General features: G+C 72.1%; 13 protein-coding genes, 1 tRNA gene and 1 pseudogene. 6 read left to right on the plus strand and 9 right to left on the minus strand.

The annotated features are described in order from the left end of the window. Positions 1 to 67 precede the first annotated feature (67 nt). Complete coding sequence (glgX, locus tag ACIQPT_RS29080) at positions 68 to 2,356, plus strand: glycogen debranching protein GlgX (RefSeq protein WP_401160080.1); 2,289 nt, start codon at positions 68 to 70, stop codon at positions 2,354 to 2,356. 32 nt (positions 2,357 to 2,388) lie between these two features. On the opposite strand, the gene ACIQPT_RS29085 is transcribed toward glgX, so the two are convergent. The 4 genes from ACIQPT_RS29085 to ACIQPT_RS29100 all read right to left on the minus strand — a co-directional run bounded on the left by ACIQPT_RS29085 (position 2,389) and on the right by ACIQPT_RS29100 (position 6,267). Beyond that, complete coding sequence (locus ACIQPT_RS29085) at positions 2,389 to 3,045, minus strand: response regulator (RefSeq protein WP_401160082.1); 657 nt, start codon at positions 3,043 to 3,045, stop codon at positions 2,389 to 2,391. A gap of 55 nt (positions 3,046 to 3,100) precedes the next feature. Beyond that, positions 3,101 to 4,390, minus strand: a complete 1,290-nt coding sequence (locus ACIQPT_RS29090; protein WP_401160083.1) for a sensor histidine kinase — start codon at positions 4,388 to 4,390, stop codon at positions 3,101 to 3,103. Positions 4,391 to 4,460: 70 nt separating this feature from the next. Continuing rightward, on the minus strand, positions 4,461 to 5,318 hold the full coding sequence (locus ACIQPT_RS29095; RefSeq protein WP_401160085.1) for an ABC transporter permease: 858 nt from the start codon (positions 5,316 to 5,318) through the stop codon (positions 4,461 to 4,463). A gap of 1 nt (position 5,319) precedes the next feature. Continuing rightward, positions 5,320 to 6,267, minus strand: coding sequence for an ABC transporter ATP-binding protein (locus tag ACIQPT_RS29100; RefSeq protein ID WP_401160087.1), 948 nt, complete (start codon positions 6,265 to 6,267; stop codon positions 5,320 to 5,322). Between the two features lie 164 nt (positions 6,268 to 6,431). Here ACIQPT_RS29100 and ACIQPT_RS29105 point away from each other — a divergent pair, with 164 nt between their 5' ends. The 3 genes from ACIQPT_RS29105 (at position 6,432) to ACIQPT_RS29115 (ending at position 11,146) form a co-directional block, all read left to right on the plus strand. Beyond that, positions 6,432 to 8,297 (plus strand): ABC transporter ATP-binding protein, encoded by a 1,866-nt coding sequence (locus ACIQPT_RS29105; RefSeq protein WP_401160089.1) that lies wholly within the window; start codon positions 6,432 to 6,434, stop codon positions 8,295 to 8,297. Next, on the plus strand, positions 8,294 to 10,174 hold the full coding sequence (locus tag ACIQPT_RS29110; protein WP_401160091.1) for an ABC transporter ATP-binding protein: 1,881 nt from the start codon (positions 8,294 to 8,296) through the stop codon (positions 10,172 to 10,174). The genes ACIQPT_RS29105 and ACIQPT_RS29110 overlap by 4 nt, the downstream gene beginning before the upstream one ends. 171 nt (positions 10,175 to 10,345) lie before the next feature. Next, positions 10,346 to 11,146, plus strand: a complete 801-nt coding sequence (locus ACIQPT_RS29115) for an ATP nucleotide 3'-pyrophosphokinase (RefSeq protein ID WP_401160093.1) — start codon at positions 10,346 to 10,348, stop codon at positions 11,144 to 11,146. Positions 11,147 to 11,233: 87 nt separating this feature from the next. On the opposite strand, the gene ACIQPT_RS29120 is transcribed toward ACIQPT_RS29115, so the two are convergent. The 3 genes from ACIQPT_RS29120 to ACIQPT_RS29130 all read right to left on the minus strand — a co-directional run bounded on the left by ACIQPT_RS29120 (position 11,234) and on the right by ACIQPT_RS29130 (position 13,838). Continuing rightward, complete coding sequence (locus ACIQPT_RS29120) at positions 11,234 to 12,283, minus strand: LPXTG cell wall anchor domain-containing protein (protein ID WP_401160095.1); 1,050 nt, start codon at positions 12,281 to 12,283, stop codon at positions 11,234 to 11,236. Between the two features lie 200 nt (positions 12,284 to 12,483). Next, positions 12,484 to 12,603: transfer RNA gene (locus ACIQPT_RS29125), tRNA-OTHER, on the minus strand. A 149-nt stretch (positions 12,604 to 12,752) separates the two neighbouring features. After that, complete coding sequence (locus ACIQPT_RS29130) at positions 12,753 to 13,838, minus strand: FAD-dependent oxidoreductase (RefSeq protein ID WP_401160131.1); 1,086 nt, start codon at positions 13,836 to 13,838, stop codon at positions 12,753 to 12,755. Positions 13,839 to 13,961: 123 nt separating this feature from the next. Between ACIQPT_RS29130 and ACIQPT_RS29135 the strand changes: the two genes are divergently transcribed. After that, the gene (locus tag ACIQPT_RS29135; RefSeq protein WP_401160132.1) at positions 13,962 to 14,552 is read left to right on the plus strand and encodes a TetR/AcrR family transcriptional regulator; all 591 of its coding nucleotides are present in this window, start codon (positions 13,962 to 13,964) and stop codon (positions 14,550 to 14,552) included. 18 nt (positions 14,553 to 14,570) lie between these two features. Here the strand turns inward: ACIQPT_RS29135 and ACIQPT_RS29140 are convergent. Both ACIQPT_RS29140 and ACIQPT_RS29145 read right to left on the minus strand, forming a co-directional pair. Continuing rightward, positions 14,571 to 15,010 (minus strand): annotated as a pseudogene (locus ACIQPT_RS29140) (transposase family protein); the annotation flags it as partial. A 117-nt stretch (positions 15,011 to 15,127) separates the two neighbouring features. Further along, entirely contained in the window at positions 15,128 to 15,454 is a 327-nt protein-coding gene (locus tag ACIQPT_RS29145) for a hypothetical protein (protein ID WP_401160096.1), read from the minus strand. Between the two features lie 362 nt (positions 15,455 to 15,816). On the opposite strand from ACIQPT_RS29145, the gene ACIQPT_RS29150 reads away from it, so the two are divergent. Next, on the plus strand, positions 15,817 to 16,338 hold the full coding sequence (locus tag ACIQPT_RS29150) for a hypothetical protein (RefSeq protein ID WP_401160098.1): 522 nt from the start codon (positions 15,817 to 15,819) through the stop codon (positions 16,336 to 16,338). Positions 16,339 to 16,375: the final 37 nt, after the last annotated feature.

The following is a 16,375-nucleotide window of genomic DNA, read 5'->3' on the forward strand; positions in this document are numbered from 1 at the left end:
GGCCGCGGCCGGGACGCCGCGCGCCCCCTCGTAGGTGCCCGTCCCACGAGCCGCGGGAGGCTACACGGTGTCGAGCGCAGCCGAGCAGGAGGCAGTACAGGAGCCGGTGCGGGGTCAGGAGCCGGTGCCGGTGCCGGACGTGGTGGTCGCCGTGCGGGCGGAGGTCGCCCAGGTGCAGCGCGCCGACGCCGCCCGGTCGGGGGCGGCCGCCCCCGCCGTGTGGCCCGGGGCCCCGATGCCGCTGGGGGCCCGCTTCCGGGTCGGGCCGGACGGGGTGGCGGGGACGAACTTCGCGCTGTGGGCGGGCGGGGCCGAGGCGGTCGAGCTGTGCCTGTTCGACGAGCGGGGCGTCGAGACCCGCTGCCCGCTGACCGAGCTGACCCATGAGATCTGGCACGGCTTCGTCCCCGGGGTGCGGCCCGGTCAGCGGTACGGCTACCGGGTGCACGGCCGCTGGGACCCGTGGACGGGGGCCCGCTGGAACGCGGCGAAGCTGCTGCTCGACCCGTACGCCCGTGCGGTCGACGGGACCTTCACCCTGCCGCCGGAGGTCTACGGGCATGTCCGCGACTGGCCGGACCAGCATGTCGCCGACACCGTGCGCGACGACCGGGACTCGGCGCCCTTCGTGCCCAAGGGCGTGGTCGTCCACGATGACGACGACTGGGTGGAGGACCGCCGCCCCAAGACCCCGTGGGCCGACTCCGTCATCTACGAACTGCACGTGCGCGGCTTCACCCAGCTCCACCCGGACATCCCTCCCGAGCTGCGCGGCACCTACGCCGGTCTCGCGCACCCGGCCGCGATCGAGCACCTCACCCGGCTCGGGGTGACCGCCGTCGAGCTGCTCCCGGTGCACCAGTTCGCCCACGAGGACCATCTGCTGCGGCGCGGGCTGCACAACCACTGGGGCTACAACTCCATCGGCTACTTCGCCCCGCACGCCGGCTACTCCGCCTCCGGCACGGCGGGCGGCCAGGTCGGCGAGTTCAAGCGGATGGTGCACGCGCTGCACGACGCCGGGATCGAGGTGATCCTCGACGTCGTCTACAACCACACGGCGGAGGCGGGCGAGCTGGGACCGATGCTGTCGCTGCGCGGCATCGACAACCGGGGCTACTACCGGCTCGAGGGCGACCCGCGCCGCTACGCCGACTACACCGGCTGCGGCAACACCCTGCATGTCGTCCAGCCCCAGGTGCTGCGGCTCATCACCGACTCGCTGCGCTACTGGGTCACCGAGATGGGCGTCGACGGCTTCCGCTTCGACCTGGCGGCGGCGCTGGCCCGCTCGATGCACGACGTCGACATGCTCTCGCCGTTCCTCGCGGTGATCGCCCAGGACCCGGTGCTGCGCCGGGTCAAGCTGATCGCCGAGCCGTGGGACGTCGGCAACGGCGGCTACCAGGTGGGCGCCTTCCCACCGCTGTGGACCGAGTGGAACGACCGCTACCGCGACGCCGTACGGGACTTCTGGCGCGGCGCGCTCCCCGACGTACGGGACATCGGCTACCGGCTGACCGGCTCCAGCGATCTGTACGCCTGGGGCGGCCGGCGGCCGTACGCCTCGGTCAACTTCGTCACCGCGCACGACGGCTTCACCCTGCGCGACCTGGTCAGTTACGAGCAGAAGCACAACGAGGCCAACGGGGAGGGCAACCGGGACGGGACGAGCGACAACCGGGCGTGGAACTGCGGGGCGGAGGGCGAGAGCGACGACCCGGAGATCAACGCGTTGCGCCGCCGCCAGCTCCGTAACCTGCTGACCACGCTGTTGCTGTCCACCGGGGTGCCGATGCTGGTGGCGGGCGACGAGATGGGCCGGACGCAGGGCGGCAACAACAACGCCTACTGCCAGGACAACGAGACCGGCTGGGTGGACTGGTCACTCCTTGAGCAGCCGGAGTGGCGGGAGCTGACCGAGCTGACGGCCCGGGTGCTGACGCTGCGCCGGACCCATCCGGTGCTGCGGCGCCGCGCGTTCTTCTCGGGCCGGGCGCAGGCCCCGGACGGGCTGCGGGACCTGGCGTGGTTCGCCCGGGACGGCCGGGAGATGACGGAGGGCGACTGGTACGCCCCCGCCGCCACGCTCGGGCTGTACCTCTCGGGCCGGGACATCCCGGGACGGGACGCCCGGGGCGAGCCGGTCACCGACGACAGCTTCCTGGCGGTGCTGCACGCGGGCGCGGAGCCGGTCGCCTTCGCCCTTCCGGGAGCGCCGTGGGCGGACGCCTACGAACTGGTCCTGGACACCTCCCGGGAGGACCAGGCCGAGGCCCCGGGGACGGTCATCGACGGAGGTACGGAGGTGATGGTCCCGGCCCGCTCGGTGCTGCTGCTGAGGGTGGCGGAGTAGGGAAGGGAGGGGAAGGGAGGGGAGGTCTGCGGTCAGCCGAGGATGCCCCGGTCGTAGCCGACGGCGACGGCCGCGGCCCGGTCCTTGGCGCCCAGCTTGGCGAAGATGTGGGTGAGGTGGGTCTTCACCGTCGCCTCGCTGATGAACAGTTCGGCGGCGATCTCCCGGTTCGTCGTGCCCCGCGCCACCAGGATGAGCACCTCGCGCTCGCGGGCCGACAGGGCGGCCTGGGCGGGGTCGGCGGCGGCGGGGGTGCGGACCTTGTTCATCAGCCGGGAGGCGACGGCGGGCGACAGGACGCTGCGCCCGTCGGCGGCGGCCCGGACGGCCGCGAACAGCTCCTCGCGCGGGGCGTCCTTGAGGAGGTAGCCGGTCGCGCCCGCCTCGATCGCGGGCAGGGTGTCGGAGTCGGTGTCGTACGTGGTCAGCACCAGGACCTGCGAGCGCGCGCCGCGCCGGGTCAGCTCGGCGATGGCCGCCACTCCCCCGCCGCCGGGCATCCGCAGGTCCATCAGGACGACGTCGGGGTCGAGCCGCTCGACGACCGCGAGCGCGGCCACGCCGTCCGCCGCCTCGCCGAGCACCTCGAAGCCGGGGGCGGCGGCGAACATGCCGCGCAGTCCGTCGCGGACGACCGGGTGGTCGTCGACGACGACGAGGCTGATGGTGCGGGCGGGGGTCTCGGTCATGACGGCACCGTACGGGGGCTCACGGGTGCCTGGCCAGGGGCACCGGCACGAGGGTTCACGGGTGCCTGACCAGCGGGACCCTGGCCGAGACCGCCGTGCCGCCGCCCGGTTCCGACTCCACCTCGACCGCGCCCGCGATGCGTTCCGCGCGGGCCCGCATGCCGCCGAGCCCGAAGCCTCCGGCGCGCCCGGCCGGGGCGGTCGCAGCGGGGTCGAAGCCGCACCCGTCGTCCCGTACGTCCAGGGTCAGTTCGTCGTCCATGAAGGACAGCGTCACCCCGACCCGTGAGGCCCCGGCGTGCCGCCCGGCATTCGCCAGCGCCTCGCCCGCGATGCGCAGCAGGGTGGCGGCGATCTCGTCGTGGACCGGTTCGGCGGTGCCGGTGACGGTGAAGTCGGCCCGGACGCGGTGCTGCTCGGCCCAGCCGGCGACCGTCTTCTCCAGCGCCCCGGCCAGTTCGTCGTGGTCCAGCGCGGCGGGGGCCAGGTTGTGCACGGAGCGGCGGGCCTCGCCGAGGCTGTGGCGGGCGAGCGCGGCGGCCCGCTCCAGGTGGACGCGGGCGGTCTCCGGATCGCGGTCCGAGACGGAGGTGACGACCTGGAGCTGGGCGATGATCCCGGTGAGGCCCTGGGCGAGGGTGTCGTGGATCTCGGCGGCGAGCCGGCGCCGCTCGTCGTCGACCCCGGCCTCCCGGGCCTGGACCAGGAGCTGGGCGTGCAGGGCCGCGTTCTCCGCCATCGCCTCCTCCAGCCGGATGTTGGTGCGCTCCAGCTCGGCGATGGTCGCGACCTGGATCCGGGCCTTCTCCTCCTCCCGCATCCCGACGTGCCAGAAGAAGAGGGTGAGGGAGGCGTTGAGGAGGTACAGCGCCCCGAAGGCGACCCAGTTCAGCGGGGAGGCGGGCGGCAGGCCGCCGCTCTGCGAGCCGGCCAGGGTGACGGCGGTGGCGAGCAGCCCGACGCGGACGAAGCGCTTGGGGAGCAGGGGTTCGACGTCGAAGTAGCCGAGGCACGCGTAGATCGCGAAGAACGGGTTGAGCCAGGAGAGGGCGAAGGACAGGACGAACCGCAGAACGTAGTAGGCCACCCCGGCGGGGGCGCCCTGCGCGGTACCCGGGCGGATCCCGCCCCACCAGAGCTGGAGCCCGTACCCGGCCACGACCAGGACCCCGGCCACGTACACCTCGCCGGCGGTCATCAGCCGGCCGGCGGCGACGGCCGAAAGGGCGGTGGACAGGGTGAGGACGGCATAGGGCCCGTACCGGTAGAACTGCACCCAGCGCTGCTCGACCGTACGGGGACCCGTCGCACCGGACGGGTACGGGGAGCGGGGCGGCTGCGTCATGCGCGCAGTCTCCCCCGGCCGGCCGCCGCCCGTCACGTCCGGTGCCTACGGTGCGGGGCCTTCCTCGCCGTCACTGCCACCGGAAGACACGACCGGCCGTGAAGCCCAGCGCCACGGTCCACAGCGCGACGATCCCCAGGTGGGTCCAGCTCGGCCACTGGCCGTAGGCGGCCTCGTTCAGGGCCTGGGAGGCGGCGCCGAACGGGGTGATCTCCACGATGCGGCTCAGGGTGCCGGGCATCGCCTGCACGGGCACCCAGACCCCGGCGGTGAACATCATCGCGAGGTAGGCGACCGAGCCGACGGCGGTGGCCGCCTTCGTCGTACGGGACAGGGCGCAGATCGTCGCGCCCATGGCCAGCACGGTGGCGACCGCGAGCAGCAGGGCCAGGGCGTAGCCGGGCAGCTGTCCGGGGAGCGGGACCCCGTAGGCGAGGCGGCCCACCGCGATCACCAGCAGCGCCGAGCCGAGGGCGGCCACGCCGTGCAGCGTGATCTGGGCGGCGAGGAGGGCCGAGGGCCGTACCGGAGTGGTGGACATGCGGCGCAGGATGCCGCGTTCGCGGTAGGCGGTGAGGACCGGGGGCATCGCCTGGAGCCCGGCCATGATCATGGCGAGCAGGACGGAGATGGGGACGTAGAGGTCGATGACGCGCCGTCCGCCGAGGCCCTCCTCGGGTTCCTTGAGGGCCGGGACGAATCCGAGGATCGCCAGGAGGACGGAGGGGAAGGCGAGAATCCAGAAGAGGCTGCTCGGCTCGCGGAGGAAGAGCCGGGTCTCGGCGATCAGGACGGCCGCCATGGGGCTGCGCCGGCGGGCGGGCGCGGTCGCCTCCGGCGCACGGGCCGGGGTCGATGCCGGGGTCGATGCCGGGGTCGTTTCCGGGGTCGATGCCGGGGTCGATGCCGGGGTCGGTACGGGGGTCATGTCAGGCGTCCTGTCCGGTGAGGTCGTGTCCGGTGAGGTCGTTTTCGGTGAGGTCGAGGAAGGCTTCGTCGAGGCTGGTCTCGGTGATCCGCAGCCGCTGGGCGGTGACGCCGAGTTCGGCGAGCAGGGAGATGAGCGGGGTGACGGTGTCGTCGGTGGCGTGCAGGACGAGGACGCCCGCGGCGTCGGGCGGGGTCAGCGACGCGACGCCCGGCAGTGCGGCGAGCCGGCTCAGCTCGGGTCCGGTCGGGGTGCGGGAGGGGACGAAGGAGACGACGGTGGATCCGGTGGACCGCCGGATCAGCCCGGACGGGGTGTCCAGGGCGACGACCCTGCCCCGGTCGATGACGGCGATCCGGTCGCAGAGCCGCTGGGCCTCCTCCATGAAGTGGGTGACGAGCAGCACGGTCACCCCGCTGTCACGGACCTCCTCGATGAGCTTCCAGGTGTCGCGGCGGGCGCGTGGGTCGAGGCCGGTGGTCAGCTCGTCGAGCACGACGACCTTCGGGTTGCCGATCAGGGCGAGCGCGATGAACAGGCGCTGTTTCTGGCCGCCGGAGAGCTGGGCGAAGCGGGTGGTGAGCCGGTCCGCCAGACCGAGCCGGTCCGCGAGCGGGCGCCAGTCGGCGGGGGCCGGGTAGAAGGCGGTGTAGAGCTCCAGCGCCTCCCGTACGGTCAGTTTGGCCTGGAGCTCGCTCTCCTGGAGCTGGGCCCCGAGCAGGTGCGTCACCCGGTCGTGGTCGGCGACGGGGTCGAGCCCGGCGACCCGGACCGTGCCCGCGTCGGGGATGCGCAGGCCCTCCACGCATTCGACGGTGGTGGTCTTGCCCGCCCCGTTGGGGCCGAGGATGCCGAAGATCTCCCCCTCGTCGACGGAGAAGGAGACGCCGTCGACCACGTCACGGCCCGCGTACGTCTTGCGCACCCCGTTGACTTCGATGATTGCCATGTCCTCCAGGGTTCCGGCGGGCGGGCGCGGGCGGTATCCGCCGTCACGCTCGACGCCGCATCGGCCGATCGGTTGATGCGGGGTACGACCGGGCGACCGGGCGACCGGTCCCCCGCCGAAATTGGGAGGACCGATGTCAGTGGTGAAACGTAGGGTCGGCCCTGATGCCCGAAAAGCCTGCAGAGCCCACGGACCGGTCCGCCGTGCGCTCCCTCCTGCGCCTGTGGCCCTATGTCCGACCCGTGCGGGTGCGTCTGTTCACCGCCGCCTTCGTGGCGATCCTGGCGTCCTGCCTGGGGCTGGTGATCCCCCTGGTCCTGAAGTGGATGGTGGACGGCCCCGTCGCCGACCGCGATCCGGGCGGGGTGTGGCTGGGGGCGCTCTATCTGCTGCTGCTCGGCATCGCGGAGGCGCTGCTGTTCGGGTTCCGGCGGTGGCTGGTGGCGCGCCCGCTGGCCGGGGTCGAGGCGTCGATGCGGGCGGATCTCTACCGCCATCTGCAGCGGCTGCCGGTCGCCTTCCACGACCGCTGGGCCTCGGGTCAGCTGCTGTCGCGCGGGACGACGGACCTGATGCTGCTGCGGATGTTCCTGGCGTTCCCGCTGACCTTCCTGGTCGTCAACACGGCCACGATCCTGGTCGGGTTCGCCATCCTGTTCGCCCAGGACTGGACGCTCGGTCTGGTGCTGCTGGCGCCCGCGGTACCGCTGATGGTCCTGTGCTCGCTGTTCGAGACGAAGTATTCGGTGGTCGCGCGCCGGGCCCAGGACCAGGTCGGCGACCTCACCACGGTCGTCGAGGAGAGCGTGCTCGGCATCCGCATCGTCAAGGGCTTCGGCCGGCACCGCAGCCAGGCGCAGGCGTTCCGGGCGCTGTCGCACCGGCTGCGCACCACGGAGCTGGGCAAGGCCCGGCTGCTCGCCGGGATCTGGGCGCTGATCACCGCCATCCCGGAGCTGGCGATCGGCGCGGCGCTGGTCCTCGGCACGATCCAGGTGGCGGACGGCTCGCTGTCGGCGGGCACGCTGGTGGCGTTCCTGTCCACGGCGCTCGCGCTGCGCTGGCCGGTGGAGTCGATCGGCTTCCTGCTGGCGATGAGCCAGGAGTCGGCGACCGCCACCGACCGGTACTTCGAGGTGATGGACGTCCCGGAGGAGCCCGGGGCCGTCGCCGTACGCGAGGACGCGCCGGCCACCGCCGCCGGGATGGTGTTCGAGGGCGTCGAGTTCCGCTACCCGGACGCGGAGCCGGGCTCGCCGCCGGTCCTCGCCGGGATCGATCTGCACATCCGGCCGGGCGAGACGCTGGCCCTCGTCGGGGGTACGGGGTCGGGCAAGACGACGCTGACCGCTCTGGTGCCCCGGCTGCACGAGGCGACCGGCGGGCGGATCACGCTGGACGGCGAGGACATCGCCACGATGGAGCGTTCGCGGCTGCGGGAGCTGGTGTCGGTGGCGTTCGAGGAGCCGACGCTGTTCTCCGCGACGGTCGGCGAGAACGTGACGATGGGCGCGGCCGGAGCCGACGGGACGCAGGTGCGCCGGGCGCTGTCGGTGGCCCAGGCCGACTTCGTGCACCAACTGCCGCGCGGGCTGGACACCGAGGTCGGCGAGCAGGGGCTGAGCCTCTCCGGCGGCCAGCGCCAGCGCCTGGCGCTGGCCCGCGCCGTGGTCGGGGAGCCGCGCTTCCTGGTGCTGGACGACCCGCTCTCCGCGCTGGACGTGCACACGGAGACGCTGGTGGAGGCCGCGCTGCGGCAGGTCCTGGAGCGGACGACGGCGGTGGTCGTGGCGCACCGCCCCTCCACGGTGATGCTGGCCGACCGGGTGGCGCTGCTGTCGGGGGGCCGGATCACCGCGGTCGGCACCCATCAGGAGCTGCTGCGCGACAACGCGGAGTACGCCTGGCTGATGTCGGGCGCCGAGCCCGGCGATCCGGCCCGTACGCGCGAACCCGCCGGGCGGCTTCCCGCCGCCCCGGTGAGCACACCCGATCAGCAGGTCCCCGCCGAGGAGGGCAGTGCCCGATGACCACGACCACCGACGACGCCTCGCTCCCGGCGGCCGAGGACGACCACCGGCAGAAGAGTCCGGCCGCGCCCGGACCGCCGCTCTCCGACGACCCGTTCGACCAGGACGACCTGCCCGCCCCGCCCCGGGCGACGCAGGCGCTGCTGCTCTCGCTGCTGGCCCCGATGCGCGGCCGGGTCGCGGTGGCGGCGCTGCTCCTGCTGGTCCAGCAGGTCGCGATGCAGGCGGGCCCGCTGCTGGTGGCGTACGCGATCGACAGCGGGGTTCCGGCGTTCCGGGACCACGACTACGGGCCGCTGATCGCGGTCGCCGTCGGCTACGCGCTCTGCTCGGTCGGCGCGGGCGTCCTCCAGTACGGCTTCATCCGGGCCTCCGCGCGGATCAACCAGAACGTGCTGCTCGATCTGCGCGGCCGGATCTTCCGGCACGCGCAGGCGCTCAGCGTCGACTTCCACGAGCGCTACACCTCGGGCCGGCTGATCTCGCGCTCCACGACGGATGTGGAGTCGCTGCGGGAGCTGCTGAGCGAGGGGCTCCAGGAACTGATCGGCGTGGTCCTGTCGTTCGTGTCGATCTCGCTGGTGCTGCTCTGGCTGGACCTGGGGATCGGCGCGATCGCCACGCTCTCCTTCGTACCGCTGTATCTGATGGTCCGGATGTACCGGCGGCGGGCGTCCGTGGCGTTCACGGCCCGGTCGACGGCGATCGCGGCGGTGATCGTGAAGTTCGCCGAGACGATGAACGGCATCCGCCCGGTGCAGGCGTTCCGCCGGGAGCGGAGCAACGACGCCGTGTTCGGCGAGCTGAACAGCCGCCACGAGCGGCGGAACGGCGACGCGATCCTGGAGATGGCGCGCTATGTCGTCGGCTCGCGGCTGATCGCGAACACGGCGGTGGCCGGCATGGTGCTGTGGGGCGCCTACCGGGTGGCGGACGGGACGCTGGCGCTCGGGGTGCTGGCGGCGGCGGTGCTGTATCTGCGCCGGCTGTACGACCCGATCGACCGGCTGGGGATGTTCCTCAACTCCTACGAGTCGGCGGCCGCGTCGCTGACGAAGATCGCCGGCCTGCTGGCCCAGACGCCGAACGTCCCGGAGACCGACACGCCCCGGGAACTGCCGCCGCGCTCCGGTGAACTCCCGGGCCGGGACGTCACGTTCGACGGGGTGCGGTTCGCGTACCGTACGGGCGGCGAGGTGCTGCCCACCTTCGACCTGCACATCCCGGCGGGCCGGACGGTGGCAGTCGTCGGCTCGACGGGCGCGGGCAAGTCGACGCTCGCCAAGCTGCTGGCCCGCTTCTACGACCCGACCGACGGGCGGGTCCTGCTGGACGGCACGGATCTGCGCGACCTGGACACCGCCGAGCTGCGCCGGGGCGTGGTGATGGTGACGCAGGAGGCGTTCCTGTTCTCCGGGACGGTCGCGGAGAACATCGCGATCGGCCGCCCGGACGCCACCCGCGAGGAGATCGAGCAGGCCGCGAAGGCGATCGGCGCGCACGATTTCATCGCCGCCCTGCCCGACGGCTACGACACCGACGTACGCAAGCGGGGCGGGCGGATCTCGGCGGGCCAGCGCCAGTTGGTGGCATTCGCCCGGGCCCTGCTGGCGAACCCGGCGGTGCTGATCCTGGACGAGGCGACCAGCTCCCTGGACATCCCGGGGGAGCGGGCGGTGCAGCAGGCCATGGACACGGTGCTGCACGGCCGCACGGCGGTGGTGATCGCCCACCGGCTCTCCACGGTGGAGATCGCGGACCGGGTGCTGGTGATGGAGCACGGCCGGATCGTGGAGGACGGCGCGCCCGCCGAACTGATCGGCGGGACGGGGCGGTTCGCGGGGCTGCACCGGACGTGGAAGGACAGCCTGGCCTGAGCAGGGGCGGTGCTCAGCGGGCGGTGGGCGCGGGTGGCGGGCCGGCCGGCCACCTGACCTGAGCAGATCCGGCCAAAGATCACCTCGTTGGCCCTCTGTACGACACCTCGGTCCCGGTGGGCCAGTTGTGCCGCGCGTAACGACCCCTACGCGAAGGCAGGACCCACTCGGATGACCACCACCACCCGTAGCGTCACCCGGGGCGCGATCACGGCCGCACTGGCCACCGCGCTTTCCGTCGGCACCACCTCCACCGCCCTGGCTGTCCCCGCCGGACCGGACGAGGCCGGCGCCTCCCGGTCCGCTGCCGTCCAGCAGCCGGGCGACGGGTGGACCGGGGAAGGCGGGCTCTCCCTCGGCCCGGCCGACAACGAGCGGGTCGACGACTACATCGAGGACGCCGAGCGGGCCGAGCGGGCCATCAGCCCCCAGGTACGGGCCGCGGCCTGGATCGCCGGCGCCGAGGTGATCGGCTTCGAGAACCGGCTGAAGTCCCCGGACTCCCTCAAGCGGAAGGTCGCCACCTCGCTCAAGGAGCACCCCGGACAGAGCGCCGAGGCCGCGCTCGCCACGCTCGGCGACGCGGTCCGCTACACCCTCCAGTTGCGCGACGACCAGTACACGGACGGCGTCACGAGCGCCGCACAGACGCTCTCCGCATGGGGCAACGACAGTACGAAGTGGTCCAACACCTGGGGCCGCACCCAGGGTTACAAGGGCCTCAACACCGGCTGGCGCGCTCCCCGTTCGGGGCAGCTCTTCGAGGTCCAGTTCCACACCCCCGCCAGCAAGCAGGCCCAGGAGGCCACGCACAAGCTGTACGAGGAGCAGCGTCTCCCCGGCACCAGCGCCGAGCGGAAGCAGGAGCTTCAGGAACAGCAGAACGCTCTCTTCGCCGCCGTTCCCGTCCCGGCCGGCGCGGACCGGCTGACCGCGCCTCTCCCGGACCGGGTACCCGCGCCCGTGGGGTAACGGGACAGCACCGCACCCGGGTCACTCGGGCCACGGACGAGGGGGGTGCCGCCCCGCCGGGCGGCACCCCCCTCACCGATACGTGCGTCAGGCGGTCGCGGCGCTCTTGCGGCGGCGGCCGAGAGCGAAGACGACACCGGCGCCGGCGAGGATCGCCACCCCGCCGATGGTCGCTATGAGCGGCAGGTCGGAGTCCGAGCCGGTCTGGGCGAGGGTGCCCTCGGGCTTGATCTCGGTGTTGCCCACGGGCTTGACCGGGAGCGGCTTCTTGCCGCCTTCCTGGGGCTTCGCCTCGTTCGGGCCGCCCGCGTCGACGCCTGCCGCCAGCACGTCGAACTCGTAGTAGCCCGGGCTGTCGGCGAGGACGCAGCTGCCCTGGGCGTCGGCGTAGACGCCGGCGGTGATGACGAAGGCGATGCCGGCCGGGGACTTCTTGGCGACGCTCACCCGCAGATCGATGGAGAAGGACTCCTTGGCCCGGACGTCGGTGTAGCCGAGGTAGCCGGCGGTCTCGTCCTCGTCGTCGAGAAGGATGTCCGTCCAGACGCCCGTCTCCGGGTCCTTGTACTGGAGCGTGAGGTGACCGCTGGAGTCGTTCCACGTCCCCTTGTCGACCTTGGCGGCGAAGATGCCGAGGTCGATGCGGTCGTAGGCCTTGCCGCTCTTGTTGGTCACGTTCAGCTTGAAGCCGTGGAATCCGCTGCCCGCGACGACCTTGGAGGGCAGTCCGGAGAGCGAGGTCCGCAGGTTCTTGTCGACCACGGGGTCGCTGTCCTCGTCGCCGCCGTCGCAGATGTCCTCGGGCGAAGTGGCGGAGGGCGAGGGGGCGGTGGCGCTCGTGGAGGGGGACGGGGCGGCCTCCGACTCCTCGGGCGCGGCCTCCGACTCGCTCTCCTCGGGGGCCGGGGAGTCCTCGGACTCCACGGGCGCGGGGGACGTCTCGGACGCGTCCGGAGCGGGGGAGGTCTCGGACGCGTCCGGGGCGGGAGAACTTGCGGACTCCTCCGGAGCGGGGGAGCTTTCGGTGGTCTCGGGCCCCGGGCCGGGGGTGGCGAGGGCGGCGGGGGCCGAGAGCAGGGTGACCGGGGCGAGCACGGCGGTCGCTGCGGCGACGGCCAGGGCGCGGCGGATCTTCATGATGTGAGGTCCTCGGTGAGTCTGGGTGCCGCCGAAGCGGCACAAAGGCTGGGAGGGCCGTCCGGGTTCGAAGGTGGAGGGAGACACGGGTGAGGCCAATGTGTGTGACCGTCATGGGTGGTGCAAGGTTGCATCCGGCCACGGCCGAAAGATCGTGACCTGCCTCACACGCACGGCCGCCCGGGCGGTCGCGGCGGGCGCGATGCCGACGGGATTCGAACCCGCGGACGGGGCCGGGGCAGACCCGCCCCCGCCTCATCAGTCGACGCGGAGGGGGCCTCCCCCGCGTCGATCGCCTTGGGCCGCTCGGCCACGGCACCGCACCCTGCGGGGCCGCGCGACCCCGGTCCGCCGATCGTAGGGGCGGGGCCACCCCCGGGCGACCGCGTATCGGTGACCGCGTATCAGTGTCCGCTCATCGGCGAACGCGCATCCGTGACCGCGTATCGGCGAACGCGTATCGGCGCCCTCACCCCGGCAGCAACCGCACCGCTCCGTCACGCAGCCGGGTGCGCTCGGTGCTCATGAAGCGGTGCAGGGTGCGGGAGGCGAAGGCGGTCCGCTGGGCGCTGCGGCGGCGTTCACGGTCGTAGGCGCGCAGGGCTCCGGCGACGCCCACCGGGCCCGGGGGTGCGGCGGCGAGTGCGCGGGTCAGGGCGTCCGCGTCCAGGATCGCGGTGCAGGCGCCCTGGCCCAGGTTGGGCGTCATGGCGTGGGCCGCGTCGCCGACCAGGGCGACGGGGGCGACGGGGGCGACAGAGGAGGCGGGCCGGGCGTCGGCGGAGACGAAGGAGGGCAGCGCGGGGTGGAGGTGGCGCATCTCGTAGCGGATCCAGCCGGTCGGGTCGGTGGCGTCCAGGATGCGCGGGATCGGGTCGTGCCAGCCGGCGAAGAAGCCGCGCAACTCCTCGGCGGTGGTGGCCCCGGGCACGGTGGCGTACCAGTTGGTGCGGCCCGGCTCGACCGGGGTCAGACCGAAGAAGCGGCCGCTGCCCCAGGTCTCGCCGTGCACCGGGCTCGCGAAGTCCGCGATGCCGATCCAGGCGACGGTACCGACCTCGCGCGGGCCGCTGCGGTCGCCGAAGCGGGCGGTGCGGACGGCGCTGCGGATGCCGTCGGCGCCGATCACCAGGTCCTGCCCGGCGGCGAGGGCGTCCACGTCCGTGACCCGCTCGCCGAGCTCGATCGGGACGTCGCCGAAGGCTTCGAGGCCGGCGAGGAGCGCGTCGAGCAGATACGGGCGGGAGATGAGGAGTTCGGGGCGGCCGGCCCTGCGTTCGATGCGCTCCAGCGGGAGGCGGGCGATCGGCGTCCCGTCCGGGGTGCGGATGTGCGCGTCGCGGTAGGGCACGGCGTGGTCGCGCAGCGCGTCGCCGACGCCGAGCCGGTCGAGCGCGGACTGTGCGGTGGGGTGGATGCCGAAGGCCGCGCCGTACCGCTCCAATTCGGTGCGCCGCTCCAGCACGGTCACGCGCCAGCCCGCGCGGCGGAGTCCGATCGCGGTCGCCAGTCCACCGATGCCCGCGCCGACCACGGTCGCCGTTCCTGCTGCCATGTCGCGCCTCCGGGCTCGTTCGGACATTACGCAAGGACCACCACATCCGTGGTACCACGGCTGGGGTAGTATCGGCAACAGAAGGGCGGGAGCGGTCTGCCGTACGGGAGTGAGGGAGCGCGCGTGAATCCGGACCGGCGGGACCGGCTGCGGGACGCGGCCGTCGAGGTGCTGGCCCGGGACGGCGGGCGCGGGCTGACGCACCGGGCCGTGGATCACGCCGCCGAGGTGCCGCCCGGCACCGCCAAGAACTACTTCCCGACGCGTGACGCGGTGCTCCGCGCGGTGGCGGAGCGCTGCCTGGAGCAGTACCTCGCGCTCACCGGACAGCTCGCCGCGACCCCTGGGCCGAGAGACCGGGAACAGCTGGTCGCCCTCTTCCGCTCGCTTCTGGAGAACGTCGCGGGGCCGGGCCGCTCCCGCCTCCTCGCGGTGCTGGAACTCCAGGCCGAGGCGACCCGGCGGCCCTGGCTCTCCGGCATCCTCGACCCGATGGCGAGCGGGGACTTCGCGGGCTTCGAGCTGGCGCAGCGCGCCGCCGGGCTGCCCGTCACCCCGCAGCGGGCCGCCGTCGTCACCCTCGCCCTGCACGCGGCGGTCCCGCATCTGCTGACGCACGGCCCCGGCACGCTCGCGGCGGCAGGACTGGACGACCTGGACCGCTTCGTACGCGACCTCCTGGACGCGGTGTACCCGCCAGGGGCGAAGGTCTGAGCGCTCCGACCGACACGCAGGAACGCCCTGGCGCTGACAGATCTGGATGATCCGGTAGGCACGGGCGGCGGTCAGGTCGTGGGTGCGGCCCGGCAGGGCGGGGTGAGACTCACAGCAGCCCGCCCCCGAGGTCGGTGATGAGCCGCACGTTCACGCCGTGGCGCCGGTGTTGTGGGAGTGGCCGGCCGGCCGTCGCCGACCCGGTCGCACTCGGCGAGGGCGCCGTCGAGCAGGTCGACGACCGCGCTGGTGCAGGCATGGGCGGTGGACTCTCTGATTCCGAACCCGGCGGCGATCTTCGCCGGCGTGGTGTGTTCGCGCAGGTACGCCAGTGCCACCATCGCGCGCTGGGACGGACCGAGCTTGCTGCGCCGGTCACCCTCGCGGATGGTGATCGGCGCGGTGCCCCACTCCACGAGCGCATGCGACAGGTCGGGGGCGGCAGGACAGATGACCAACGAGGCCCCCGAGCAACGTGATGGAGACGTCAGACATCTCGACCAACAGCCCGGGAGCCTCGCCCGTTGCGCTTCACGACCATCACCCGATCGGTGACCAACTCGAGAAGCTCAGCGTTACAGGTCCCGCTCTCCAGAGCTACTGGCCCGCGAATGGAGAGAATTGTATTTCGAATACATGCGAGCCAGCGCTATCGCCTCATCCCGCACTGCCAGAAATTCGAGCAGCAGAGAGAGCAGCAGTTCTACGGCCTCCCTTTCTTGGCGGGAGGTCGAGTTGCCCAGCTTGTTCCAGCCGCGCCCTTCGGCATCGGGCAGCGCCTCGTCAAGAACGAGCGCCTGCCATCCGAAGCTGGAGCATTCACCCTTACGTACGACCAACCACTCGGTGAATCCGCGCATGAGCCCACCCGAGCGAGCCTCATCGAATCCGGTGAGGAACATGACCGTACCGCTGTACGTTCCCTCGAGACCATAGAGCCCGGGCCTGGCTCTGACACCTTCGAAGAAATTCCTATCATTCACGGATTCCCCTAAAAGCCGAAATTGATGATGTCACCATACTCCCACCGAGATTTGTACTCCAGGATCGACTCCCCAGCCTTCGGAGTGAACGCGTCATAGACCCTCCCATTTGGAATCAGCCATAAGCCTCGATGTTGTCCAAAATTGCCCCATCGCTTCGCAAGTGAAGCGCTTGACGCTGCATAATTCGATAGATAAGTTCCTCGTGTTTCTTTACTTTTCCCACACATGAGCAGGCGGGGTCCAGGTTTAATAGCCGCCGCGCCTGAAGGGGACTCTTGATGGTTTTCCGTACGCGCACATTCTTCACATCCGGAGTCATCGGTGTACTGGCTGCGTTGATCGGGGTACCGTTTGCCTTCGCCTCCGATGGACCCGCGTCCATTTCTGCGGTAAACGAAGAGGCCCCGCCGTCCTCGGTTGAGGATTATGCCTATCCCGGTGCCGCCGACATCCTGGCGACCAAGGGCATCGAGTTGAAGAAGGGCGATGGTCGCGTTCTGCTGGTCGACTGCGACCCGAGCGCCGACCAGATCCTGGTCAGGACCATCGCTGACCCGTCGGTCGGCCGTGCCGAAAATTACTGCTTCCGCGCTATTGCCAAGGCCGGCTATCTCACTCTCGAACTGCCCCGGGTCTTCATGCTTGAGCTGATGGCCTCCGAGCACCCCATCAGAGCCAACCTCACCGCAAATGACCAGACCACGACGGTGGATGTCGAGGCGGGCGGCTGGGCGAACGTCGGCGAGGGCGAGATCGGCGGCCCCCAATCCGTCCTAGTCGAGATCCGCGTCACCGGCTGATCTCCACCGCCCGCTCCCGCCCTGTACGTCCTCTGAC

The organism is Streptomyces sp. NPDC091289 (assembly GCF_044757365.1).
Classification (GTDB): domain Bacteria; phylum Actinomycetota; class Actinomycetes; order Streptomycetales; family Streptomycetaceae; genus Streptomyces.

What these genes read in the sequence shown, in the direction of transcription:
- ACIQPT_RS29085 (WP_401160082.1), bottom strand. Translation starts at nt 3,045, where the DNA reads ATGACCGAGACCCCCGCCCGCACCATCAGCCTCGTCGTCGTCGACGAC.
- ACIQPT_RS29090 (WP_401160083.1), bottom strand. Translation starts at nt 4,390, where the DNA reads ATGACGCAGCCGCCCCGCTCCCCGTACCCGTCCGGTGCGACGGGTCCC.
- ACIQPT_RS29095 (WP_401160085.1), bottom strand. Translation starts at nt 5,318, where the DNA reads ATGACCCCCGTACCGACCCCGGCATCGACCCCGGCATCGACCCCGGAA.
- ACIQPT_RS29100 (WP_401160087.1), bottom strand. Translation starts at nt 6,267, where the DNA reads ATGGCAATCATCGAAGTCAACGGGGTGCGCAAGACGTACGCGGGCCGT.
- ACIQPT_RS29105 (WP_401160089.1), top strand. Translation starts at nt 6,432, where the DNA reads ATGCCCGAAAAGCCTGCAGAGCCCACGGACCGGTCCGCCGTGCGCTCC.
- ACIQPT_RS29110 (WP_401160091.1), top strand. Translation starts at nt 8,294, where the DNA reads ATGACCACGACCACCGACGACGCCTCGCTCCCGGCGGCCGAGGACGAC.
- ACIQPT_RS29115 (WP_401160093.1), top strand. Translation starts at nt 10,346, where the DNA reads ATGACCACCACCACCCGTAGCGTCACCCGGGGCGCGATCACGGCCGCA.
- ACIQPT_RS29120 (WP_401160095.1), bottom strand. Translation starts at nt 12,283, where the DNA reads ATGAAGATCCGCCGCGCCCTGGCCGTCGCCGCAGCGACCGCCGTGCTC.
- ACIQPT_RS29130 (WP_401160131.1), bottom strand. Translation starts at nt 13,838, where the DNA reads ATGGCAGCAGGAACGGCGACCGTGGTCGGCGCGGGCATCGGTGGACTG.
- ACIQPT_RS29145 (WP_401160096.1), bottom strand. Translation starts at nt 15,454, where the DNA reads ATGTTCCTCACCGGATTCGATGAGGCTCGCTCGGGTGGGCTCATGCGC.
- ACIQPT_RS29150 (WP_401160098.1), top strand. Translation starts at nt 15,817, where the DNA reads ATGGTTTTCCGTACGCGCACATTCTTCACATCCGGAGTCATCGGTGTA.